Source organism: Streptosporangium jomthongense, from assembly GCF_042650425.1.
In the GTDB taxonomy this organism is placed as follows: domain Bacteria; phylum Actinomycetota; class Actinomycetes; order Streptosporangiales; family Streptosporangiaceae; genus Streptosporangium.
This window is the reverse complement of record NZ_JBHSBC010000009.1, coordinates 149,817-170,675: the sequence shown is the minus strand read 5'-3', so window position 1 is coordinate 170,675 and position 20,859 is coordinate 149,817. Positions and strand designations below refer to the sequence as shown.

Below are 20,859 nucleotides of genomic sequence, written 5' to 3'. Positions count from 1 at the left end.
GGCTCGCCGTCCGCCCGGGCGGACGGCGAGCCCGACGGGAAGCGGGTTATCCGGCCCGCACGGACTTGGTGATCGTCAGATCGGCCACGGCGTTGATCGGCGTGTCGATCGTGACGGTGTTGTTGTCGGTGTCGGGGTCGGAGTTGTCACCGGTGACACTGGCGGTGTTGCTGACCGTTCCGGTCAGTTTGGCGTCGACGTTGACGTTCAGCGTGATGCTCGTGCTGGCTCCGGCGGCCAGGGTGCCGACCTCACAGGTCACCACCTGTCCCGCGGCGGTGCATCCGGGCGGCGTGCTGGAGACGAACGTCAGTCCGGCGGGCAGGGTGTCGGTGACGACGACTCCCGTGTCGTCCGACGGCCCGTTGTTCGTGACGGTGATGGTGTAGGTGCCGGTACCACCGGAGTTCAGCGTGCCGGCCGTCTTGGTGATCGACAGGTCGGACTCGGCGGCGACGTTGATGTTGGCGTTGTTACTGGTCTCCGGCGTCGAGTTGTCGGAGTCGACGTCGGCGACGTTGGGAATGACGGTCCCGACCGGCGTGTCGGGCCGGACCCTGACCGTGATGTCCCAGGTCTGCGTCGCGCCGACGGCGAGCGAGGCGACCGTACACGTGACGACCTGACCCGCGGCCGTACATCCCTCGGGCAGCGGGGGGACGATCTCAAGCCTGGAGTCCAGGGTGTCGGTGACCACGACGTTGGTGGCGACCGCGGGGCCGTTGTTGGTCACGCTCAGCGTGTAGATACCGTTCTGACCCGCGTTGACGGTGGCCTCGGGGTCGGCCTGCCTGATCCGCAGGACCCGGGGTGTCTCGCGCAACACCGTGCGGTGATGGACGACCAACCGGGCCCTCTTCTGGTCGGCGGCCGCCCGTGCGCGGTGCCGGAGCACGGGCCCCCTGGCCGTCTTGGCCCTCCTGGCCACCTTGCCCATCCTGTCGACGTGGGCCGTCTTGGCGATCTTGCCGGCCCTGGGGGCGCCGGTCGTGCCGGCCGCGCTCGCCGAGGTTGGGAGGGCCATCATGAGCGCGCAGGTCACCGCTCCCACGGACAGCCACACCGAGCGACGAGAACGCAGGATAGCTTTGGCGAACAATGTCTCTTTTATCACGGTTCTCCTTTTAGGTAATAAAGCAATGCATGCTATTTCCTTGAGAAACGCGAGGTCGCGCACCCGGTGTGGTGTTTTGTCAATGGTTTGTAGTAGGGGTTTCCGATGGGGTGGTTAACGGAAAGCCGCGATGGTCTTCCGTTAACTCCCCGAGGGAAAGGCCAGGGGCAATCGTCCCGGAGTGGAAAATAGGGTCATATCAATCGGATTTTGTCCTTCGGGCCGGAAAGCGCAAAAAGGCGGGGTCCCACCCGGAGAACGAGTGGGACCCCGCCCGAGGCGGAGCGAAGGGGCTACTCGGCGCGGCGGCGGCCACCGCGACGCGGCGGAGCCGGGTTCTCCTTGCGGAGCTTCGCGCGACGCTCCTCGCCGTGCTCCTCAAGATGGGTGACGATCCGGCGCAGGGACTCCGCCAGGGTCACGGCCTCCTCGGCGTCGAGGTCGGTGACCACGAACGCCTCCTCGTCGTTGAAGGCGGGGAAGAGCCGCTCCATCAGGGAGACCCCCTCGGGGGTCAGTCGCAGCAGGGCCAGCCTGCCGTCGTCGGGATGCTGGCTGCGTACGGCCAGGCCACGGGACTCAAGGGTCTTGATGATGCCGGTCAGCGTGCCCTTGGAGATGCCGGCCTCGGCGGCGACGTGCCGGGTCTCGATCTCCTCCCATATCCACACCACCCACAGCACGACGAACGCGCTCCAGGTCAGGTCGGCCACGCGCAGGGCGGAGTTCTCCAGGTGCTGTCGCACGGCGGTCGCCGCACGGTGCAGATTGGAGACGGCGGCCAGTGCCTCGCGTCTGATCGGGATGCTCCCGAGGCGGCGGCTGACCGCTTCCTCGGTCTCCGTCAATGAATAGTACGCGGGCACGCGAACTCCTCGATGTCGTACGGCGGGTGGTGGCCGGCCGGGAAGAACAGATCCTCACGCCATTTTCGACGGCGTCACTCCCTCCGCCGGTCAGGGGAGCGCTCTCCTTTCCATCCCAGCGGATGTTCGCCGCGCACGTCAACGGACTGGCGCCGGATATGACAGGACCCGTACGGGGTTGCACCGTACGGGTCCTGTCATATCCGGAAGGTCACTCGGCTCCGGAGCCACCCGCCTGCAGCAGGGTGCCGCCGTTCCAGACGACGCCGACCTGCCGGTAGTAGCCGCCGATGACCTCCTCGACGCGCAGCGCGGACAGCTCCTCGGTCGGGGCGTCGAACAGCTCGATCTCGGCGTCGCCCTTCCAGGCCTGGCCGCCCTCGAAGGACTGCCCGGCGCTGGAGATCAGCTCGTCGAGGGCCAGGCCGCCACCCGGCTCGATGGAGGGCAGCCAGCGGTTGTGGGCCATCGGGTGGCCGTTGACGAAGCCGTTGGTCTCGCTGGGCTCGTTCAGCCGTACGACGGCCTGGGCCAGACGGCGGTCGGCGGCGGCCAGGGTGGCGCCGAACGTGCCGCCCTCGCCGATGCGGGGCGCGGCCTGGCCGTACGGGTAGGGGCGGGTCTGGTGGATCGAGCCGAGCTTCTTGGGGTAGCCCTGGTGCATGCCACGGGCGATCGCGAAGTCCTTGTCCACCCAGATGTAGACGCAGCGGGAGAAGGTGCGCCCCTCGAAGGCGCAGCGCACCACGACGAAGCACTCCTTGTACTGCGAGCGCACCGGGTCGAGGAGCTCCTCCTTGCTTCCCGAGCAGGACTGCCAGTCGGCCCAGATGATCGCGACCGCGCCGGGGTCCTCGTCGGCGAGGGTCAGGGGCTCGGGCAGCAGCTCGGCCACCCTGGCGGGGTCGGTGCGATACTCGACGGTGAGCAGATCACCGGAGTAGTACCACGGCGGAGCCGGGACCAGCGAGGAGCGGCCGGTCGCCGTCTTGGGAGTGAAGAAGCCGCGCACCGTGGCCACGATGTCTCCTTGCCTAGGGAACGTCTTGGACTGTTTGGGGCCATACGATATGCCTTGAACTGCGAGATGTCACGATGGGAACGGCCGCCTTCCTGGCTGGAGCCTTGTTCCTCGGCTGTTCGAGGCGTATGTTTTGCATCCAAACGAAATCCTGGGACGAACCAAGGGGGACGCAGTGAGCGCGGAGTCCGCAGAACGGACGGTCGAGCGCCTGAGCGAACAGGGCATCGACGTCGTCCGGGTCGGCTACCCCGATCTGATCGGCACCGAGCGCGGCAAGGACGTCCTGCTGGAACGCCTGCCCGACGTCGTCCACAGCGGTGTCGCCTTCTGTCAGGCCGTCTACTACACCTCACCCCAGGGGGACACCGTCCCCGTCCCCGGGGGTCTGGACCGGGGCCTGCCCGACGTCTCCATCCGCCCCGACCTGGGCACCCTGGTCGAGCTGCCCTGGGAGCCCGGCGTCGCCCACGTCCTCGGCGACGCCTACGACCCGGCGACCGGCGACCCCTTCCTCGAATCCCCCCGCCAGGTGCTGCGCGCCGCCGTCGCCCGCCTGGCCGACCTCGGCCTGACCGCCCTGGCCGGTCCCGAGCTTGAGTACTATCTGCTCGAACCCGACCCCACGCCCGGCTCGTCCAGCGGGTGGCGGCGCTACGACGACGCCCTGGGCAACGTCTACGTCACCGGGCGCAAGGGGGACCGCCTGTCCCACGTCCTGCGCACGCTGCGCACCCTGCGCAAGCTCGACATCGGCGTCACCATGGGCAACCACGAGTTCTCCGGCGGCCAGTTCGAGATCAACCTGCACCACTCCGAGGCCCTCGACGCCGCCGACCGCGCCTTCCGCTTCAAGGGCGCGATCAAGGAGCTGGCCCGGCACGACGGCCTGATGGCCACCTTCATGGCCAAGCCCTTCGACGACGAGGGCGGCTCGGGCTTCCACGTCCACCTGTCATGTGTGGACGCCGAGGGCCGCAACGTCTTCGCCGCCCAGCCCGGCGACCAGGACGCCGAGCACGGCCTCTCCGTCACCGCGCTGCACGCCATCGGCGGCGTGCTCGCCCACGCCCCGGCCCTGGCCGCGCTGCTCAACCCCACGATCAACTCCTACAAGCGCTTCGGCCCCGACACCCTGGCGCCCTGGCTCAACGACTGGGGGCTGGACAACCGCAGCGCCATGCTGCGCATCCCGCCGGAGCGCGGCGCGGGCAGTCGCATCGAGGTACGGCTCGGCGACGCCTCGGCCAACCCCTACCTGGGCATCGCGGGACTGCTGGCCGCCGTCTACCTCGGCATCCGCGACCGGATCACGCCCCCGGCCCCGCTTGAGGGCTACGGCTACGACGCGACCAAGGCGCCGGTGCTGCCGATGACGCTGCCCGCCGCGCTGGACGCCTTCGAGGCCGACGCGGAGCTGACCGAGGTGCTGGGCAAGGAGTTCGCCGCGGCGTACCTGGCCTACAAGCGTGACGAGGTGCAGCGCTTCTCCAGGACCGTCACCGACTGGGAGTTCCGCGAGTACGCCTACCACCTCTGATGATCTTCCCGTCCCGGCCGGACTTTCGCGGGTCACGCGGCCGGGACGGGGAGCCAGGCGGTCAGTCGTCGAGAAGCACCGAGATGGCTCCCGAAGGGCACAGCCGCTCGGCCCGCTGGACCGCGGCCCGCTGGGCGGCCGGGGGCTCGGCGTCGAGAAGGACGACGGTGCCGTCGTCCTCGCTCTGGTCGAACACCTCGGGCACCGTGAGCGCGCACATGCCCGCGCCCACGCACCGTTGCGTGTCGGTGTGGATTTTCATCGGATCCTCCAGTATGTGTGGCCCGTGCGGTGGCGTGGGAGGAGATCGTTTGTCATCTCCCATAAAAGTACATGTGGTGTAAGTTTGCAATAAGTGCATAACATAATTCCATGCACTAAGATTCGCCCATGGGTGAGGTCCCCGGGCTGCGCGAACGCAAGAAACTCCGTACCAGACATGCTCTGATCTCCGGGGCCCTACGCCTCTTCCTGGAGAAGGGCTACGAGCAGACGACCATCTCCGAGATCGCCATGGCCGCCGACGTCTCGACACGGACGTTCTTCAGCTACTTCGCGAGCAAGGAGGAGGTGGTCCTGTGCGACGCCAGGGAGAGCCTCGACCGCCTGCTGCGGACGTTCGCCGAACGCCGCCCTGACGAGGGCCCCGCCGACCTGCTGGCCCGCGCCGTGGAGACGATCTTCGAAACCCTGGCCGAGGACGCCGAGATGGGCTGGGAGATCACCGAGATCAACCGCCTGGTCATGAGCGTCCCCTCACTCAGGGCGCAGGCGCTGCTGCTGATGTTCGACGTCCAGCACCAGATGGTCGAGGCCCTCCAGGACGCCTTCCCCGGCGAACTCGACGCCGTCGAGGCGTGCGCCGCCGTCGGCTCCGTGGTCGGGACCGCCAAACTCGCGATCTCCATGGGTCTGAAGCAGGGCGGCCCCGCCGAGGAGGTGCTCCAGGGGTGCAGAAGGGCCGTCGGCCTCGCCCTCGCCGGGCTGCGCGCCGTACCTCCCTTCGAGAGCTGACATTTCCTGACCTGGGTGGCCGTCGCGCGCCCGGGAGCGGGAAAAGGCGGGCCACCGATGACCACGGCATGACCCTTTCCTGACCGAGGGGTTCCTAGCGTCTTCCCTGGGCCTGTTCCGCGGGAGTCGCCCAGGTGTCCCGCGGGACGGGCCCTCGTTGGAACCAGGGCGACGGGGGCGGTCATGAGACGGCTGGAAGACGGACGAGGGCGGCTTCGCGCCGGTACGGCCCTGGTCATCGCGCTCGCGTGCGTGCCGGGATGCGGGAGCGGCCCCGCCGTACCGGCCGGCCCCGCCGAGCCCGCCGGGTCTCCGCACGGGCGGGTCCCGGTGAGGGCGGAGCCGAAGACGCCGGACGTCTACGCCCACGACCGGCCGGGGATGCTCAGCCCGGCCGTGAGGGACTTCCCGCCGCGGGTCTACGTGCCCAACAGCGAGAGTGACACCGTCAGCGTGATCGACCCAAGGACCTACCGGGTGATCCGCGAGTTCCCCGTCCACGGACGACCACAGCACGTCGTCCCCTCGTGGGACCTCAAGACGCTGTGGGTCAACAACAACGACGGCAACACGCTCACCCCGATCGACCCGAAGACCGGCAGACCGGGCAGGTCCATCCCCGTCGACGACCCCTACAACCTGTACTTCACCCCGGACGGCCGCACCGCCCTGGTGATGGCCGAACGCAACAACCGCCTCGACTTCCGCAACCCGCGCACCATGCGGCTGCGGTACTCGCTGCCGATGCCCTGCCGGGGCGTCAACCACGGCGACTTCACCGCCGACGAGACGGTCTTCCTGGCCAGCTGCGAGTTCTCCGGCCAGCTGGTGGCCGTGGACGTGGCCGCCAGGAAGGTCCGCGCCGTCGTCGACCTGACCCAGACGAAGGTGCCCCACGGCCACCCGGACACCGACGGCGTACGGCACGCCACGGCCGACGGCCACACGACGTCCGGAGGGCACGCGACGGTCGGTGGACATGCGCGGGTTGGGCACGCGAGGCCGGGTGGCCACGTGATGCCGGATGGGCGGGCGCCCGTGGGCCACGTGGCGTCCAGGGGACATGGGATGGCCGGGGTTCGGGGGAGCATGCCGCAGGACGTCAAGTTGTCCCCCGACGGCACCACCTTCTACGTCGCCGACATGTCCAGGAACGGGGTGTGGCTCGTCGGCGCGAAGGACTTCCGGGTGAAACGCTTCGTCAGGACCGGAGAGGGAGCCCACGGCCTCTACGTCAGTCGTGACTCGAAGCTGCTGTACGTGTCCAACCGGGGTGAGGGGTCGGTCTCGGTCATCTCCTTCGCCCGCCACAAACCGGTCGCCACCTGGCGCATCCCCGGCGGCGGCTCACCGGACATGGGCGGCCTGTCCGCCGACGGGCGCCGCCTGTGGCTGTCCGGCAGGTACGACGGGGTCGTCTACGTCCTCGACACCGCCGACGGCCGTCTCATCCGCAAGATCCCCGTCGGCGCCGGACCGCACGGCCTGGCCGTCTACCCCCAGCCGGGACGCTACTCGCTCGGCCACACCGGGATCTTCCGGTGAACGGGGAGGCCGTGGTCGGACGGCGCCTGGTCCTGGGCCTCGGGCTCGTCGCCGCCCTCGGCGGCGTGGTCTCCTGCTCCCCGGGCAGGAGAGGGCCGGGCGCGGCTCCCGAGATGGTGCCCGAGGCGGTTCCGAGGACGGTCCCCGGGGGGACCTCCCTGGTGCCGACCCCCCGGCCCCTCTCCGTCCCGGCCGCTCCGGGCCTCGCCGTGGGGCCCTCTGCGAGCCCCGCTGTGGGCCCTCGCCAGGCCGTTCAAGAACCCTGGCAACCTTTCCCCGACGACCGGCACCCCGCCCCGGGCCCCTGGCGGCCCACCGCTCCCGGGCAGGCCGCCTCGGATCTCCAGCACCCCGTCCGGAGATCGTGGCGGCCCGCCTCCGATCCTCCGGATCTTCAGAGCCCCGCCCCAGGCCCCTGGCAGACCGCCCCCGGTCCCGGGCAGGCCGTACCGGACCCGTGGCAGGCCCTGGGCATCCACCCCGCCCCTGCCCCCGGTCCCGCCGCCACCCCGGCCACCCGGAAGCGCATGTCCGCCAGGAGGAGGTCCGGTGCCGGGCGCATGGCTCGCGAGGTGAGCAACGGTCCCCGGGACCGGCCGAGGGTGGCGCTGACCTTCCACGGCGCCGGACCGGCCGACCTGGCCGAACGCGTCCTGTCCGAGGCCGAACGGCACGGCGCCCACCTGACGGTCCTCGCGGTCGGCGACTGGCTCGCCCGGCATCCCCGGATGGCCCGGCGCGTCCTGGCCGGTGGCCACGACCTGGGCAACCACACCGAGCACCACCTGGACATCTCCTCGATGGGGGAGCGCGAGGCCTACGACGAGATCGCCCGGTGCGCCGCCAGGCTGCGCCGCCTCACCGGGACGATCGGCTCCTACTTCAGGCCGTCGAGAGCCCACCACGCCACACCCATGGTCCGCGAACTCGCGGCCCGCGTCGGCTACCGGACCTGCCTGTCCTACGACGTGGACTCCGACGACCACAACGACCCCGGAGTCGCGACCGTCACGGCCAACGTCCTGGACACCGTACGGCCGGGCTCGATCGTCAGCCTGCACCTGGGCCACCCAGGTACGGCGGAGGCGATGCCCCACATCCTCAAGGGCCTTGCCCGCCGCCGCCTCCAGCCAGTGACCGTCACCGACCTCCTCGCCCTCTGACGGTCAGGGCTTTCTGGCGAGGGCACCGTACTGGGAGATCCGGGTGGGGAGCCCACCGATCTCGGGGAGGTCGGGGCGCCACAGGGAGCACGAGACCAGGCCGGGGTCGAGGATGTCGAGGCCGTCGAAGAAGCGGGCGATCTCCTCGCCGCTGCGGGCGGTGATCGGGGGCGTGGCGTGCTCGTTCCAGAACCGCATCGCCTCGACGTTCGCCTCCCCGCCCAGTTCCAGGGTCGGGTGGGTGAGCACCAGGTAGCTGCCCGAGGGCACCGCCGCCATCAGCCCGCGCACGATGGCCAGCGCCTCGTCGGTGTCGAGGATGAAGTTCAGGATGCCCAGCAGCATGACCGCGACGGGCCGGTCGAGGTCCAGTGTCCTGGCGGCCTCGCGCAGGATCTTCGCGGTGTCGCGGGCGTCGGCGTCGATGTAGTCGGTCGCGCCCTCGGGCGTGCTCGTCAGCAGGGCGCGGGCGTGCACCAGCACGAGGGGGTCGTTGTCGACGTAGACGATCCGCGACTCGGGGGCGAGGCGCTGGGCGACCTCGTGGGTGTTGTCCACGGTCGGCAGGCCGGTCCCGACGTCGAGGAACTGCCTGACGCCCGCCTGTCCGGCGAGGTGGCTGACCACGCGGCCGAGGAAGGCGCGGTCGGCGCGGGCGACGTGCACGATGTTCGGGAACATGCCGAAGACCCGTTCGCCGACCTCACGGTCCGCCGGGTAGTGGTCCTTACCGCCAAGCCAGTAGTTCCAGACCCTGGCGTTGTGCGCGACCCCGGGGTTCAGCCTGGTGGCCTCGGAGAAACCCGTCCTGTCGTCCACAAGCTCTCCCTGCTCCCGCGTCATGACGCCTCCGTCATGATCATTAGGATGATAATGAACACTTGGTTCCATGGATTCATCCCCCTGTGCCGGACCTGTCCGGCATGTAAAGCTTGGACCCGGCCGTACATCCTGAATAGGGAGCGAGCGTGCGTACTGTTCGGACGAGCATGACCTCGTCGGAGGAGAACCTCACGCCTGACTACCGGCGGACGGGACCAACGGTGGCGCGGATGCTGGTCGGCGCGCAGCTGCGCCGGCTGCGCGAGGCCAGGGGCGTCACCCGCGAGGAGGCCGGGGAGCACATCCGGGCCTCGCACTCCAAGATCAGCAGGCTGGAGCTCGGCCGTACCAGCTTCAAACGGCGTGACGTGGCCGACCTCCTCACCCTGTACGGCGTGGCGGACGAGGCCGAGCGCGCGACGCTGCTCTCGCTGGCCGAGCAGGCGAACGTGCCGGGGTGGTGGCAGGATTACCACGACGTGGTGCCCGACTGGTTCGAGGCCTTTCTCGGCCTCGAACAGGCCGCGAGCGTCATCCGCAGCTACGAGGTCCAGTTCGTCCCCGGCCTGTTGCAGACCGAGGGCTACGCGCGGGCCGTCGTCCAGCTCGGCCGTCGCGACGTCAGCCCCCTGGAGGCCGAACGACGGGTGGCCCTGCGGCTGCGGCGCCAGGAGCTGCTGCTCCGGAGGAACCCCCCGAAGCTGTGGATGGTGATCGACGAGGCCGCGCTACGCCGTCTCATCGGCGGCTCCGTGACGATGCGCGCCCAGATCGAGCACCTCATCCGCCTGTCCGCACTGCCCCACGTCACCCTGCAGATCATGCCGTTCCACATGGGGGGACACGCCTGCGCGGCGGGCCCCATCACGATCCTGCGCTTCCCCGAGGGGGAACTGCCCGACGTGGTCTACCTCGAACAACTCGCCGGTGCCCTCTACCTGGACAAACCTTCGGAGACCGAGAAGTACTGGCACGTCATGAACAGCCTCGACATAGAAGCCGAACAACCGAACGCGACCCCGATGATCCTGGAGCGAATCCTCAAGGAACTGTGAGGGGCCCTTCCCCGGGGTGCTTTCCGAAAGGCCGTCGTCGCTGGGCCTGTTCGTGAGGAGGGATGTTGTCGGCTGCGGGCATGGGTCGCGGTGGCGTTTGACGTGCGGGACCACCTGGTCAACGGCATCGTCCCAACCGAGGATCTTTAGCGGCCAGACTTCATTCAATCCGGTTGTGAACCCTTCAGGGCGATGAGCGACGAGATGATCAACAGTGGCGGACTCATGGTGTTGCGAACCCTTCAAGGTGATGAGCAACCCGAGGGTAAAGCCTCAGGTCAGGCCGGGCGCGGTGGGGGCGGAATGCGCTGGTTCTGCAACAGTCCGGCGGTAGCGCAGAGGTGCAGGCCAGAGCGTTGATCGTCTTTTGAAGTCTGGCCAGGTCCTATAACGCCCCCCTTCCCATGGCTGGTTTCAGGAGCCGCGAGAGATGTCCGGGCCGCTCGCTGGGTCACGGTGTAAGGCGGGTCATGTCCGGGTGCGGCAGGTGAGAATGCCGCCGTGGCAGGTGATGGTGAAGGCGCCTTCGGTTTCGATGACGGCTGCTGCCAGGTCGGTGGCGTGGCGGATGGTGGGGTGGAAGGGGACGCCGCTGAGGTGTGCCCAGGCTTCGTAGGAGGCCAAGTGGGCGGTGATCGGTGCGGGGTCGGTGAGGGTGATGGTGCCGGGCAGGTGGCGGGTGTGGATGTCGGTGAAGGCTTCGGCGAGGTAGGCGGGGGCTTTTTCCAGAGAGAAGCGGGAGCTGAGGGAGACGCGGGCGGGTCCTTCGGGGAGGCCGAGGATGTGGCCTGCGGCGGTGCTCCAGAGCCGGTCGAGTTCGTGTTTGTCGGTGTCGCTGTTGGTGGAGGCGATGAGCAGGCCGCCGGGGCGTAGGACGCGGGCGATCTCGGTGATCGTGGAGGGGACGTCGGTGACGTGGTAGAGCATGTGCATCGCCAGGACGGCATCGATGCTGTGGTCGGCGAAGGGCAGGGTCTGGGCGTCGGCCACGAGGACGGGCGGGGGAAGGTGGGTGAGGATGCCCGCTGACAGGTCCAGGCCGACGATGTTCAGGTCTGGCCGGCGGGCGCGCAGGTGGGTGAGGAATTTGCCGTTGCCGCAGCCGATGTCCGCGACGGCGCCGGTGACGGCGGCCAGTTCTTCGGTGACGATGCCGGGCAGGTCGTAGCGGGGGTGTTGCCAGCGGTAGATCGACTGGCGGGCGGCGAGGTGGCGCTCGTCGGCGTAGGCGTGTCCGGCGAGGATGGCCTTGTCGGCGACGGCGGCGTCCTGTCGTGTGGTGTTGCTCGTCACTGGGGCAACTCCGGAGGATTCGTGAGTGCGGGACGAGAATGATCTTCCCCGAAGGTGCTCTTGTCCGCTTTGGCAATGAGATCAAGTAGATCAGTGAGGATCGCCGGGGTGGTGGCGATGGTGGCCTGGGCGTTGACGGTGTGCGGAGTGCCGTCCAGATCGACGACCACAGCCCCGGCCTCGCGGGCGATGAGCACGCCTGCGGCGGTGTCCCATGGCTTGTTGCTCAACATGATCGCCGCGTCGATCCGTCCCTCGGCCACCCAGGCCAGATCGACGGCGGCCGAGCCGAACATCCGGACCCGCTGCACCCGGGCGGCCAGCTCCCCGGTGACGGCCAGCCGTAGCCGGTTCTTTTCTGCGGCGGCCTGTCCTACGGCGTAGTCGCCGATGCCCACGATCGCCTCGGTCAGGTCGTCGGTTCGGCCGCAGTGGATGGGGTGGCCGTTGAGGTGGGCGCCGCGGTGGTGGGCGGCGCTGTAGCGGGAGCCGAGGAAGGGCAGGTCGATCACTCCGAGGATGGAGGTGTCGTTGTCGATCAGGCCGAGGGAGACGCCGCACAGGGGGATGCCGTGCAGGAGGTTGGCGGTGCCGTCCACCGGATCGAGGGCCCACACCTGCCCCTCTTCCTTGGCTGGACCGCCCTCTTCCTCCCCGAGGAAGGCGATCTCCGGGGTTTCCCGGGTGAGGAAGTCACGCACGGCATGTTCCACGGCGTAGTCGACCTCGGTGGCCATGTCGCGGTCGCCTTTGGCGGTGACGGCTCCGGGAAGGCGGGTTCTGACGATGTCGGCGGCGATGGTCACGGCCTGCTCGGCGATGGGCAGAACCGTACGGACGTCAAGGGTCATACCGGCAGGCTCCGCTCCCACAGCGAGGTGAACACCCGATCGAAGACGGGGAACAACCCGTCGGCGGCGGTGTTGTCGTTGATCACAATCGTAGGGGAGTCGACACCGCGCGCCTGTGGGAGGTACGGCTGGACCACGCAGGTGGCACCGTCCACGATGAGGATGTTGAAGCCAGTCGCCCCTTTGAACGGGTTACCCAGGGCGTGACCTCTCCTGAGAGTTCGTGTCACGGTTCCCCTGGTTGGGAAGGCGTTGTCGCCCCGTGGTGAGGGGGGTGCGTCGTAGCCTGAGGGAGGTGTTGACACTCCCGGAGGTGCTGGGCGTATGCACGATCAAGCCACCATCGGAGCCCGGCTGAGGGCGCTGCGCCGTTGGCGGAGGATGAGCCTGGAACAGCTCGCCGGACAAGCCGGGCTGAGCAAGAGTTTCCTGTCGATGGCCGAGCGTGGGCAGCGGATTCTCGATCGCCGGTCCCATATCGCCGCACTGGCTTCGGCCCTTCGGGTCTCGGAGACCGAACTCGTGGGCGCTCCACATCTTGGCAGGGACCCCGAGCAGTCCGGCCCGCACAGGGTGGTGCCCATCGTGCGCGCAGCCCTGACCGGTAACACCCTCAACGACCCGGCCACGGATCAGGCGCGTCCTCTCGACGTCCTGCACACCGTCCTTTTTCGTGAGATAGCCGATATGCGGGATTCCGCGGACTACGTGAGCCGTGCGCAACTCGTGGCTCCCGTCATCGACGAGCTGCACTGGCACGCGGCCACAGGCGGTGAGGCGAACCGCCGCCGCGCACTGCGGCTGCTGATCGAGGCGTGCCACGAGACCGGGGTGACGACTCTGAAGTCGCTCGGTCATCAGGACCTGGCCTATCTCGCGGCGGCTCGGGCGAATGAGGCGGCGACGCTGCTGGATGAGCCCCTGACGACCGCCTATGCCGCGTATCTGCGGGCGAGGGCGATGCCGAAGGGCGACTGGGGCCGACCGTTGCGGATCGCCTCGACCGCTGCCGACCGCCTTGAGCCGCACATCGGGTCGAGGGACGCGGGCGAGCTGTACGGCATGCTGCACCTGACGGCGGCGCTGTCGGCCGCGGCCATCAGCAGGTCCGGCCTGGCCGCGGATCATTTGGCCGAGGCGCGGAGCGTGGCGGTACGGCTGGGCGAGCGTCAGAACGCGTTCGGCACGTTCGGTCCGACCAATGTGGCGCTGTGGGACATCGCCATCGCCATGGAGCGCGGTGACTACGGTCAGGCCGTCGCGGTCTCGTCCGGGGTGGTGCTCGGGCCGATGCCGAACATGGAGCGGCGTGCGGTCTTCCACGCCGACCGTGGGCGGGCGTTCGCTCATCTGAAAGGTGAGCTTCCCGGTGCGGTCACCGAGCTGAAGAAGGCTGAGCACATCGCCCCGCAGATCATTCGTAACAACCCTGTCGTGCAGGAGACGGTGCTTCATCTGCTCGGGCGTCCGCTGTCGGCTTCTCAGGGGCGGGAAGTGCGGGGCATGGCCGCTCGTATGGGCCTCCCTCACTGACCGCATCCGGCCAATCCCGTCGGAGTTCACACCTGTGAACTCCGACTGTTCCCATGCGACTACGTTCCGTGTCCATGGGGATCGACGCGGTCACTGACGCCGCCTTCCAGCTTGAGCGACTGCGCGCCGAACTCATCGGCCACTCGTGGGCCGCCGACATCCTCGGCACCGCGAAGCAGCCGGTTCTGCGCGTGAACAACCCCGCCGAGGCGGAGATGCACGACGAGGTCGTGTGCCAGGACGGCACCTTCCAGTGGGCATGGGGCGGGCTCATCGGACCGGTCGTCAATCCCGCTGAGGCAGCCGACCGCATCATGTTCGTGCTTCGAGAGGTCGCTTCCTGATGCACGCCGACCACCCGGCGCTCATGACTGATCACAAAGGAGTGAGACCCATGGAGAACGCCAGACCCGTTCAGTCGATCCCGGGGTGGCGGTTGATCATCAGCGACGCTGGCCGGTTCTGGGCGATCCGCAATCGGGCGTTCCCGCGTACGGCATTGCGCGCTGGGGCCGAGCCGACCGTGGACGCCGACACCTTCGAGCAGGTCCAGGAAGCCGTGGCCGCGCAGGAGGAGAAGGCTCGCGACGCTGTTGCGGGGGTGGTTTCGTGACCGGGCGGCATCGGGATGGCCTGCCGTACGCGCCGGTGTATCGGCGGGTGTGGGATGGCCCGGCGCGGGCCGAGGCCGAGCGGATCAACCAGGTGTGGGCCGACTGGACGGTTCTCTACAGCCTGGGGCGCCGCTGCTTCTACGCGATGGCTGTCTGGGACGGGCCGCGGCCGGTGATCGTCGAGGACGTCACAGGCGACGGGTTGGAGGAGCGGATGCGGGAGGCGGAGATGATTCGGGCGATGCGGCTCGCGGCTTCCACGTCGAAGTCTTCCCCGGCGCCGGTTCGTGGCGGGGCTTCCCGTAGGAGGGGTGGGGCGCTCGGTGAGGAGTCGGCGTTCGCTGGGGGACGGCGTTCGCCGGGTGGGAGGGCGGCATGATGCTCCCGGCCTGGGTTCCTCGTCAAGTTTCTGAGTTTTCAAATCGAGCCTGTAACTCCGTGCAGACGGCTCACCCGGACTGGCTCGTCTTCCACAGCTCGCGGTCCGGCCTGTGGAGCGCCTACCGAAGCGTCCTGCCCGGCAGGCCGTACCCCCGGGACGTGCTGTTGGTGCGGGCCGAGACTGCCGAGGAGCTTGACCGCAAGCTGAGCGCCCAGACGGTCCCGGCGGTGCCGCCGAGCATCCAGGCCGTCGCCGTCGCCCGCGCTCTGCAGGCCGCTCGGGTCAGGCAGTTGGCGAGGGCATCCGGTCTGGTCCAGGCCGCTCGAACCGTACGGACCGGTCAGGGCGCCGCGCTGGATCGTCCCACCGGATTGCGCAGGTTACTGCGCTCGTGAAGCCGGTACGGCGGGCGGTGGAAATTCATCCCACCCGCTGCTCGCCGTACCCCATGAACGTGCGGTCCAGGTAGGAGGGACCTGGGCCGCACATCTTCGCAAGGCGGCTCCCACGCACGTTCTGAGCGTGTTGGGGAAGGGGAGTCGTCTGGCGCACCGGTCTCACTCGTGGGGCCGGTCCTCCTCCAGGGTGCCCGGCCGTCGTGCTCCCCGGCTCGGGGCCGGGCACCCGCCCTCACTTCTTCGACTCTTCCTCGGCTCCCGGAACACCTCTGGAACAACCCCGGGAGGCTCTCGGAACAACTCCCGGAATCAGGGACGACCATGACCGAGTACGAACGCCGGTTGATCGACCTGCTCATCAGCGCCCACCCCGCCTGGCGCTACGAACACCTCCACCTACCCGGCCTTCCCCGATGGTGGGCCATCCGCTACAAACCGCTCCGCTCCGACCAACGCGCGGCCGGAGCCCGCGACATCCTCGGCAGAACCACCCTCCACCGCCTCGCCGAAGCCCTGGCCCACCACGACGAAATCCTCCACCGCACCCGCCCCTGACCCCTTACGGAGCCCCCATGTCCCCACTCAAGGCCGTAGCCCCCGACGGCACCTTCACCACCGGAACCGGCACCACCGAACGCCTCCTCACCCCAGGAGAGGTGGCCCGCATCTTCGGCGTCGACCCCAAAACCGTCAACCGCTGGGCCCTCACCGGCCGCATCCCCTCGGTGAGAACCCCCAGCAACCAACGCCGCTACCGCGAAACCGACATCAACGCCCTCCTCAACACCACGTCTTGATCACCATCGGATGGTGACGGATCATCCCCGCGTGCGCGGGGAGCACGGCACTGGAAGTTCACTTCTGCCGCACACGGCGGGACCATCCCCGCGTGCGCGGGGAGCACCGCTACCCCGCGACCGCGTGGCAGTGGTCGCAGGGACCATCCCCGCGTGCGCGGGGAGCACTGGTCCGGGGTGATCCCGGCCTTTTTCCAGGCGGGACCATCCCCGCGTGCGCGGGGAGCACTCAAGGGCGACTGGATCGACAAGATCCGGTTGAGGACCATCCCCGCGTGCGCGGGGAGCACCCTCGGCGACCTGCGGGTTTGTCGGCAGCGAGGGCTGAAAATCATTACTTTCGTTGAGACGGACATTTCGGGCATGTTGTTTGGTTGATGCGGAGGGCTCTGGGGGCAAGGGCGGCGGCATGGCTTTCTGGTGAGCGGTGGGTTTTCCGCCTCGGGGCGTACTTGTGGATCGGGGAGTTTTGCGTTGTGTCGCACGTTAGCCTGTGGTCGGCGCTGTCTCGGTGAACTTCATGGTGTGTCCGGTATGTCCAAGTCGATGGAAGTGATGATTTTCGGCCCTTGCCGCTGATAAACCCGCAGGTCGGCGAGGGTGCTCCCCGCGCACGCGGGGATGGCCCCTCCCCAGGACCCCCGGCCAAAGCCGGGGGTCTGTGCTCCCCGCGCACGCGGGGATGGCCCCCATGGAGCGCGTCCACATGGTCCAGGCGACCGGTGCTCCCCGCGCACGCGGGGATGGCCCCATGAGCGGCGTGCAGTTCCGCGCTCGTAACGCGTGCTCCCCGCGCACGCGGGGATGGTCCCGTCACCGGCACGGGCATCACATCGGCCAAGCAGTGCTCCCCGCGCACGCGGGGATGGTCCGGAGGGTGAGGTGACCTTGCTGCGCTGGTCGCCGTGCTCCCCGCGCACGCGGGGGTGGTCAGGTCGGTTGTGTGATGTGGTCGGACGCGCAGGGAGGCCCTGTTGAGGGGGTCGCCTATTCCTTGTGGCCGATGCCGCCGACTACCCAGATTGAGTCGGGGCGGTGGATCAGGTCGTCCTCGGGGCGCCATTCGGGGATGTAGACGACTCCGGGGTCCACCAGGGCGAGGCCGTCGAAGTAGCGTTCGATCTCGGCCTTGCTGCGCAGGCCCTTCCTGTGGGGGCCGCTGACGGCGCCCTCGTTCTGGTAGAAGGCGGCGAGCTTGGCGGTTGCCTCGGGGCGCAGGTCGCCGACCGGGTGGGAGATGGCCAGGTAGCTGCCCGGCGAGATGGTCTTGCGGAGGTAGTCGATGATCTGGTCGACCTGGGAGTCGTCCTGGATGTCCTGGAGCACGCCGAACAGCAGGATCGCGACCGGCTCCTCGGGGTTGATCATCTTGGTGAGGCCGGGGTCGGCGAGCAGCGCCTCGGGATCGCGGAGGTCGGCCTCGACGACCACGGTCAGCCGGTCGTCCTGCAGCAGGGCCTGGCCGTGGACCACGACCATGGGGTCGTTGTCGACGTAGACGACCCGGGCGTCCGGCGCCACCGCGTGGGCGATCTCGTGCACGTTGCCCTGGGTCGGCAGGCCGCAGCCGACGTCGATGAACTGCCGGATCCCGGCCTCCTGGGCGAGGAAGCGTACGGCCCGGCCGAGGAAGCGCCGTCCCTCACGCCAGAGCACGGGCAGTTCGGGGGTGATGGCCATCGCCGCTTTGGCCGCTTCCCGGTCGGCGGCGAAGTTGTCCTTGCCACCCAGGAAGTAGTCAGCGACCCGCCCCATGTTCGGGGTCGTGGTGTCGAGCCTGGGCCTCTCCGGCTTCGACGATGCCACCGTGTTCTCCGTCCAGCAGATCCATTTTCTGCGGAGGTTATCCGCTTTTCTTATGCCCCGGGGTCATATTCCGGCAACCGGTAGCCCCAGCCTGGCGGTTCATGGCACTTTTCGCGCGGGTCATGTCCACTTCCGCGCATGATCATGCGTTGAGGGCCCGGGCCTGGCACGGAAGGCGGGCAAACGACGGTGACGGCTGTCACTGGTCTCCGGCGGACGGCCGACCGGGCGGTGACCGAATAGCCCTTTAGGGAGCCTCCACCGTTCTGCATGTAGCCATGCAGGAGGCATGATGAATGAATATATTCCATGCCCAAGTCTGAAGCCCGGCCCCACTCCAGACCCGGGCTCTGAGTCACGGCCGCGCTGGGCCCCGACCGACGCCCCCGACCGAGGAGAAGTATGAGTCACGACGACGCCGGACCCCGCATGCTGCGGCTGTTCGAGGGACACCGGCTGACCCCCGCGCAGCGCAGGATCGCGCACTGCCTGGTGCAGCACGCCGGGGAGGCGGCCTTCCTGTCCAGCGTGGAGGTGGCCGAGCTGGCCGGGGTCAGTCAGCCGTCGGTGACCCGCTTCGCGATGGCCCTCGGGTTCGACGGCTACCCCGCGCTGCGCAGACAGCTGCGTGAGCTGGGCTCCCCGGAGACGGTCGTCCAGGACGAGGCCGGGGAGGGCGCCGAGGAGGAGGCGCCGAACGAGTTGCAGCGGGCCGTACTGGCGGAGATCGCCCACCTGCGGCGGCTGGCCGGGACGCTGGCCGATCCCAAGCCGGTCGTCGCCGCCGCGCGGCTGCTGTCGGTCTCCCGGCCGCTGCCGGTCCTCGGGCTGCGGGCCGCCGCCGCGCAGGCCGCGGGGTTCTCCTACTTCGCGGCCAAGGTCCACCCGGACGTGCGGTTGCTCGACGAGGGCGGGTCCATGCTGGCCGACCGGATCGAGCGGGCCGCGGCGGCGGGGGCGACCGCGCTGTTGTGCTTCGCGCTGCCCCGCTATCCGGCGGAGCTGACCGAGGCGCTCACCGTCGCCAGGGACGCCGGGCTGAGCGTGGTGACGGTCGCCGACAGCGCCTTCGCGCCCGCCGCGGCGCTGTCGGATGTGGTGCTGGCCGCCGAGGTCGGCACGAGTCTGGTCTTCGACACGGCCTGCGGCCCCATGATGCTGGGCAGAGTCCTTCTTGAGGCGATGTGCGATGAGATCCCCGGGGCCGAGGGACGGCTTGAGGCGTTCGAGGTGTCGGCCGCGGCCAGGGAGATCTTCACGGACTAGCCTGTTGACTGAAACTATTCAAGCGGGATACAAGTGAATACATCTATTTGAACATGTCGGCTGACGGCCGACGTGCTGGAGGGCGGAAGCGTGGCTGAGCAGAACGGCCGAGGTCCGATCAGGGCTCCGCGTGGGACGGAGCTGAACACGCGCGGCTGGCAGCAGGAGGCCGCGCTACGGATGCTCATGAACAACCTCGACCCCGAGGTCGCCGAGCATCCCGACAAGCTCGTCGTGTACGGCGGCACCGGCAAGGCGGCGCGTGACTGGCGCTCCTACGACGCCATCACCCGCACCCTGAGCACGCTGAAGGGCGACGAGACCCTCCTCGTGCAGTCCGGCCGTCCCGTCGGGGTCATGACGACCCACGAGTGGGCGCCGCGTGTCCTGATCGCCAACTCCAACCTGGTCGGCGACTGGGCGACCTGGCCCGAGTTCCGGCGCCTCGAACAGCTCGGCCTGACCATGTACGGGCAGATGACCGCCGGGTCGTGGATCTACATCGGCACCCAGGGCATCCTCCAGGGCACCTACGAGACCTTCAGCGCCGTCGCCGCCAAGCGGTTCGGCGGCTCCCTCGCCGGGACGATCACCCTCACCGCCGGGCTCGGCGGCATGGGCGGCGCCCAGCCGCTGGCCGTCACCATGAACGGCGGCGTCGTCATCTGCATCGACTGCGACCCGCGCAGCATCGACCGGCGCATCGAGCACCGCTACCTCGACGTCAAGGCCGACAACCTCGACGAGGCCCTGCGCCTGGCCTACGAGGCGCGCGACGCCCGCAGGCCGCTGTCCATCGGTGTCGAGGCCAACGCCGCGCAGGCCGTACCGGAGCTGCTCGCCAGGGGCGCCGAGATCGACGTCGTCACCGACCAGACCTCCGCGCACGACCCGCTGGCCTACCTGCCGATCGGCGTCGCCTTCGAGGACATGGCCGACGAGGCCGCCAAGGACCCGGAGGGCTTCACCCAGCGGGCCCGCGAGTCCATGGCCAGGCACGTCGAGGCGATGGTCGGCTTCCAGGACGCCGGGGCCGAGGTCTTCGACTACGGCAACTCGATCCGCGGTGAGGCCAAGCTGGCGGGCTACGCGCGCGCCTTCGACTTCCCCGGCTTCGTGCCCGCCTACATCAGGCCGCTGTTCTGCGAGGGCAAGGGCCCCTTCCGCTGGGCCGCGCTGTCCGGCGACCCCGCCGACATCGCCAGGACCGACCGGGCCATCCTCGACCTGTTCCCCGAGAACGAGTCCCTGGCTCGCTGGATCAAGATGGCCGGGGAGCGCGTCCACTTCCAGGGCCTGCCCGCGCGCATCTGCTGGCTCGGGTACGGCGAGCGCGACCGGGCCGGTGAGCGCTTCAACGACATGGTCGCCTCCGGCGAGCTGTCCGCCCCCGTCGCGATCGGCCGTGACCACCTCGACTGCGGCTCGGTGGCCTCGCCGTACCGGGAGACCGAGGCGATGCTCGACGGGTCGGACGCCATCGCGGACTGGCCGCTGCTCAACGCCATGGTGAACGTCGCCTCCGGCGCGTCGTGGGTCTCCATCCACCACGGCGGCGGTGTCGGCATCGGCCGTTCCATCCACGCGGGCCAGGTCACGGTCGCCGACGGTACGGCCCTGGCCGGGGAGAAGATCCGCCGGGTGCTGACCAACGACCCCGGCATGGGCGTCATCAGGCACGTGGACGCCGGATACGACCGGGCCAACGAGGTCGCCGAGGAGCGCGACGTGCGCGTCCCGATGCGCGAGGGCGACGCGTGAGCGACGCGTACGAGAAGG

Annotated in this window: 23 protein-coding genes and 1 CRISPR repeat array; of the genes, 14 read left to right on the top strand and 9 right to left on the bottom strand. The window is 69.1% G+C overall.

What is annotated here, in order from left to right; translation table 11 throughout:
• Positions 1-46 precede the first annotated feature (46 nt).
• The 3 genes from ACFOYY_RS10580 to ACFOYY_RS10570 all read right to left on the bottom strand — a co-directional run bounded on the left by ACFOYY_RS10580 (position 47) and on the right by ACFOYY_RS10570 (position 3,001).
• A complete protein-coding gene (locus ACFOYY_RS10580; RefSeq protein ID WP_386189600.1) occupies positions 47-1,027 on the bottom strand; it encodes a COG1361 S-layer family protein in 981 nt (326 codons plus the stop codon).
• A 380-nt stretch (positions 1,028-1,407) separates the two neighbouring features.
• A complete protein-coding gene (locus tag ACFOYY_RS10575) occupies positions 1,408-1,980 on the bottom strand; it encodes a MarR family winged helix-turn-helix transcriptional regulator (RefSeq protein ID WP_352014005.1) in 573 nt (190 codons plus the stop codon).
• A 211-nt stretch (positions 1,981-2,191) separates the two neighbouring features.
• Entirely contained in the window at positions 2,192-3,001 is an 810-nt protein-coding gene (locus ACFOYY_RS10570; RefSeq protein WP_352014004.1) for an acetoacetate decarboxylase family protein, read from the bottom strand.
• A 175-nt stretch (positions 3,002-3,176) separates the two neighbouring features.
• Between ACFOYY_RS10570 and ACFOYY_RS10565 the strand changes: the two genes are divergently transcribed.
• On the top strand, positions 3,177-4,541 hold the full coding sequence (locus ACFOYY_RS10565) for a glutamine synthetase family protein (protein ID WP_352014003.1): 1,365 nt from the start codon (positions 3,177-3,179) through the stop codon (positions 4,539-4,541).
• A 61-nt stretch (positions 4,542-4,602) separates the two neighbouring features.
• Here the strand turns inward: ACFOYY_RS10565 and ACFOYY_RS10560 are convergent, their stop codons facing one another.
• Positions 4,603-4,803: a ferredoxin gene (locus tag ACFOYY_RS10560; RefSeq protein WP_352014002.1), complete on the bottom strand. Its 201-nt coding sequence runs from the start codon at positions 4,801-4,803 to the stop codon at positions 4,603-4,605.
• A gap of 128 nt (positions 4,804-4,931) precedes the next feature.
• On the opposite strand from ACFOYY_RS10560, the gene ACFOYY_RS10555 reads away from it, so the two are divergent.
• From ACFOYY_RS10555 to ACFOYY_RS10545, 3 genes are all read left to right on the top strand, one after another.
• Positions 4,932-5,555 carry a TetR/AcrR family transcriptional regulator gene (locus tag ACFOYY_RS10555; protein ID WP_352014001.1) on the top strand — a complete coding sequence of 208 codons (624 nt, stop codon included), beginning with the start codon at positions 4,932-4,934 and terminating at the stop codon, positions 5,553-5,555.
• A gap of 183 nt (positions 5,556-5,738) precedes the next feature.
• Positions 5,739-7,100, top strand: coding sequence for a YVTN family beta-propeller repeat protein (locus ACFOYY_RS10550; RefSeq protein WP_386189599.1), 1,362 nt, complete (start codon positions 5,739-5,741; stop codon positions 7,098-7,100).
• Entirely contained in the window at positions 7,097-8,263 is a 1,167-nt protein-coding gene (locus ACFOYY_RS10545; protein WP_386189598.1) for a polysaccharide deacetylase family protein, read from the top strand. The genes ACFOYY_RS10550 and ACFOYY_RS10545 overlap by 4 nt, the downstream gene beginning before the upstream one ends.
• A 3-nt stretch (positions 8,264-8,266) precedes the next feature.
• Here ACFOYY_RS10545 and ACFOYY_RS10540 read toward each other — a convergent pair whose 3' ends face one another.
• On the bottom strand, positions 8,267-9,106 hold the full coding sequence (locus ACFOYY_RS10540) for an SAM-dependent methyltransferase (RefSeq protein WP_386189597.1): 840 nt from the start codon (positions 9,104-9,106) through the stop codon (positions 8,267-8,269).
• A gap of 146 nt (positions 9,107-9,252) precedes the next feature.
• On the opposite strand from ACFOYY_RS10540, the gene ACFOYY_RS10535 reads away from it, so the two are divergent.
• Positions 9,253-10,140 carry a helix-turn-helix domain-containing protein gene (locus ACFOYY_RS10535; protein ID WP_386189653.1) on the top strand — a complete coding sequence of 296 codons (888 nt, stop codon included), beginning with the start codon at positions 9,253-9,255 and terminating at the stop codon, positions 10,138-10,140.
• Between the two features lie 468 nt (positions 10,141-10,608).
• On the opposite strand, the gene ACFOYY_RS10530 is transcribed toward ACFOYY_RS10535, so the two are convergent.
• Genes ACFOYY_RS10530 through ACFOYY_RS10520 form a run of 3 tightly spaced genes read right to left on the bottom strand, consistent with a single transcriptional unit; the run spans position 10,609 to position 12,439 of the window.
• The gene (locus tag ACFOYY_RS10530; protein WP_386189596.1) at positions 10,609-11,433 is read right to left on the bottom strand and encodes a class I SAM-dependent methyltransferase; all 825 of its coding nucleotides are present in this window, start codon (positions 11,431-11,433) and stop codon (positions 10,609-10,611) included.
• A complete protein-coding gene (locus ACFOYY_RS10525) occupies positions 11,430-12,284 on the bottom strand; it encodes an inositol monophosphatase family protein (RefSeq protein WP_386189595.1) in 855 nt (284 codons plus the stop codon). Before ACFOYY_RS10525 ends, ACFOYY_RS10530 begins: the two co-directional genes overlap by 4 nt.
• Positions 12,281-12,439: a DUF5919 domain-containing protein gene (locus ACFOYY_RS10520; protein ID WP_352013994.1), complete on the bottom strand. Its 159-nt coding sequence runs from the start codon at positions 12,437-12,439 to the stop codon at positions 12,281-12,283. Before ACFOYY_RS10520 ends, ACFOYY_RS10525 begins: the two co-directional genes overlap by 4 nt.
• Before the next feature lie 169 nt (positions 12,440-12,608).
• Between ACFOYY_RS10520 and ACFOYY_RS10515 the strand changes: the two genes are divergently transcribed.
• The 7 genes from ACFOYY_RS10515 (at position 12,609) to ACFOYY_RS10485 (ending at position 16,008) form a co-directional block, all read left to right on the top strand.
• Positions 12,609-13,817 (top strand): transcriptional regulator, encoded by a 1,209-nt coding sequence (locus ACFOYY_RS10515; protein WP_386189594.1) that lies wholly within the window; start codon positions 12,609-12,611, stop codon positions 13,815-13,817.
• 53 nt (positions 13,818-13,870) lie between these two features.
• Positions 13,871-14,161 carry a hypothetical protein gene (locus ACFOYY_RS10510; protein ID WP_386189593.1) on the top strand — a complete coding sequence of 97 codons (291 nt, stop codon included), beginning with the start codon at positions 13,871-13,873 and terminating at the stop codon, positions 14,159-14,161.
• Positions 14,162-14,211: 50 nt separating this feature from the next.
• Positions 14,212-14,430 carry a hypothetical protein gene (locus tag ACFOYY_RS10505; protein ID WP_352013991.1) on the top strand — a complete coding sequence of 73 codons (219 nt, stop codon included), beginning with the start codon at positions 14,212-14,214 and terminating at the stop codon, positions 14,428-14,430.
• The gene (locus tag ACFOYY_RS10500; RefSeq protein ID WP_386189592.1) at positions 14,427-14,810 is read left to right on the top strand and encodes a hypothetical protein; all 384 of its coding nucleotides are present in this window, start codon (positions 14,427-14,429) and stop codon (positions 14,808-14,810) included. Before ACFOYY_RS10505 ends, ACFOYY_RS10500 begins: the two co-directional genes overlap by 4 nt.
• Before the next feature lie 59 nt (positions 14,811-14,869).
• A complete protein-coding gene (locus tag ACFOYY_RS10495; protein WP_386189591.1) occupies positions 14,870-15,208 on the top strand; it encodes a hypothetical protein in 339 nt (112 codons plus the stop codon).
• A 324-nt stretch (positions 15,209-15,532) separates the two neighbouring features.
• Positions 15,533-15,766, top strand: coding sequence for a hypothetical protein (locus ACFOYY_RS10490; protein WP_386189590.1), 234 nt, complete (start codon positions 15,533-15,535; stop codon positions 15,764-15,766).
• Between the two features lie 17 nt (positions 15,767-15,783).
• A complete protein-coding gene (locus tag ACFOYY_RS10485) occupies positions 15,784-16,008 on the top strand; it encodes a BldC family transcriptional regulator (protein ID WP_352015793.1) in 225 nt (74 codons plus the stop codon).
• Between the two features lie 18 nt (positions 16,009-16,026).
• Positions 16,027-16,298: a CRISPR direct-repeat array (repeat unit 28 nt; unit sequence GGACCATCCCCGCGTGCGCGGGGAGCAC).
• 697 nt (positions 16,299-16,995) lie between these two features.
• On the opposite strand, the gene ACFOYY_RS10480 is transcribed toward ACFOYY_RS10485, so the two are convergent.
• Positions 16,996-17,814 (bottom strand): SAM-dependent methyltransferase, encoded by an 819-nt coding sequence (locus ACFOYY_RS10480; RefSeq protein ID WP_386189589.1) that lies wholly within the window; start codon positions 17,812-17,814, stop codon positions 16,996-16,998.
• Between the two features lie 402 nt (positions 17,815-18,216).
• Between ACFOYY_RS10480 and ACFOYY_RS10475 the strand changes: the two genes are divergently transcribed.
• Entirely contained in the window at positions 18,217-19,080 is an 864-nt protein-coding gene (locus tag ACFOYY_RS10475; protein ID WP_352013983.1) for a MurR/RpiR family transcriptional regulator, read from the top strand.
• A 90-nt stretch (positions 19,081-19,170) separates the two neighbouring features.
• Complete coding sequence (gene hutU, locus ACFOYY_RS10470; protein WP_352013982.1) at positions 19,171-20,841, top strand: urocanate hydratase; 1,671 nt, start codon at positions 19,171-19,173, stop codon at positions 20,839-20,841.
• Positions 20,842-20,859: the final 18 nt, after the last annotated feature.

What these genes read in the sequence shown, in the direction of transcription:
- ACFOYY_RS10555 (WP_352014001.1), top strand. Translation starts at nt 4,932, where the DNA reads ATGGGTGAGGTCCCCGGGCTGCGCGAACGCAAGAAACTCCGTACCAGA.
- ACFOYY_RS10560 (WP_352014002.1), bottom strand. Translation starts at nt 4,803, where the DNA reads ATGAAAATCCACACCGACACGCAACGGTGCGTGGGCGCGGGCATGTGC.
- ACFOYY_RS10490 (WP_386189590.1), top strand. Translation starts at nt 15,533, where the DNA reads ATGACCGAGTACGAACGCCGGTTGATCGACCTGCTCATCAGCGCCCAC.
- ACFOYY_RS10515 (WP_386189594.1), top strand. Translation starts at nt 12,609, where the DNA reads ATGCACGATCAAGCCACCATCGGAGCCCGGCTGAGGGCGCTGCGCCGT.
- ACFOYY_RS10505 (WP_352013991.1), top strand. Translation starts at nt 14,212, where the DNA reads ATGGAGAACGCCAGACCCGTTCAGTCGATCCCGGGGTGGCGGTTGATC.
- ACFOYY_RS10475 (WP_352013983.1), top strand. Translation starts at nt 18,217, where the DNA reads ATGAGTCACGACGACGCCGGACCCCGCATGCTGCGGCTGTTCGAGGGA.
- ACFOYY_RS10580 (WP_386189600.1), bottom strand. Translation starts at nt 1,027, where the DNA reads ATGATGGCCCTCCCAACCTCGGCGAGCGCGGCCGGCACGACCGGCGCC.
- ACFOYY_RS10535 (WP_386189653.1), top strand. Translation starts at nt 9,253, where the DNA reads ATGACCTCGTCGGAGGAGAACCTCACGCCTGACTACCGGCGGACGGGA.
- ACFOYY_RS10485 (WP_352015793.1), top strand. Translation starts at nt 15,784, where the DNA reads ATGTCCCCACTCAAGGCCGTAGCCCCCGACGGCACCTTCACCACCGGA.
- ACFOYY_RS10525 (WP_386189595.1), bottom strand. Translation starts at nt 12,284, where the DNA reads ATGACCCTTGACGTCCGTACGGTTCTGCCCATCGCCGAGCAGGCCGTG.
- ACFOYY_RS10550 (WP_386189599.1), top strand. Translation starts at nt 5,739, where the DNA reads ATGAGACGGCTGGAAGACGGACGAGGGCGGCTTCGCGCCGGTACGGCC.
- ACFOYY_RS10540 (WP_386189597.1), bottom strand. Translation starts at nt 9,106, where the DNA reads ATGACGCGGGAGCAGGGAGAGCTTGTGGACGACAGGACGGGTTTCTCC.
- ACFOYY_RS10510 (WP_386189593.1), top strand. Translation starts at nt 13,871, where the DNA reads ATGCGACTACGTTCCGTGTCCATGGGGATCGACGCGGTCACTGACGCC.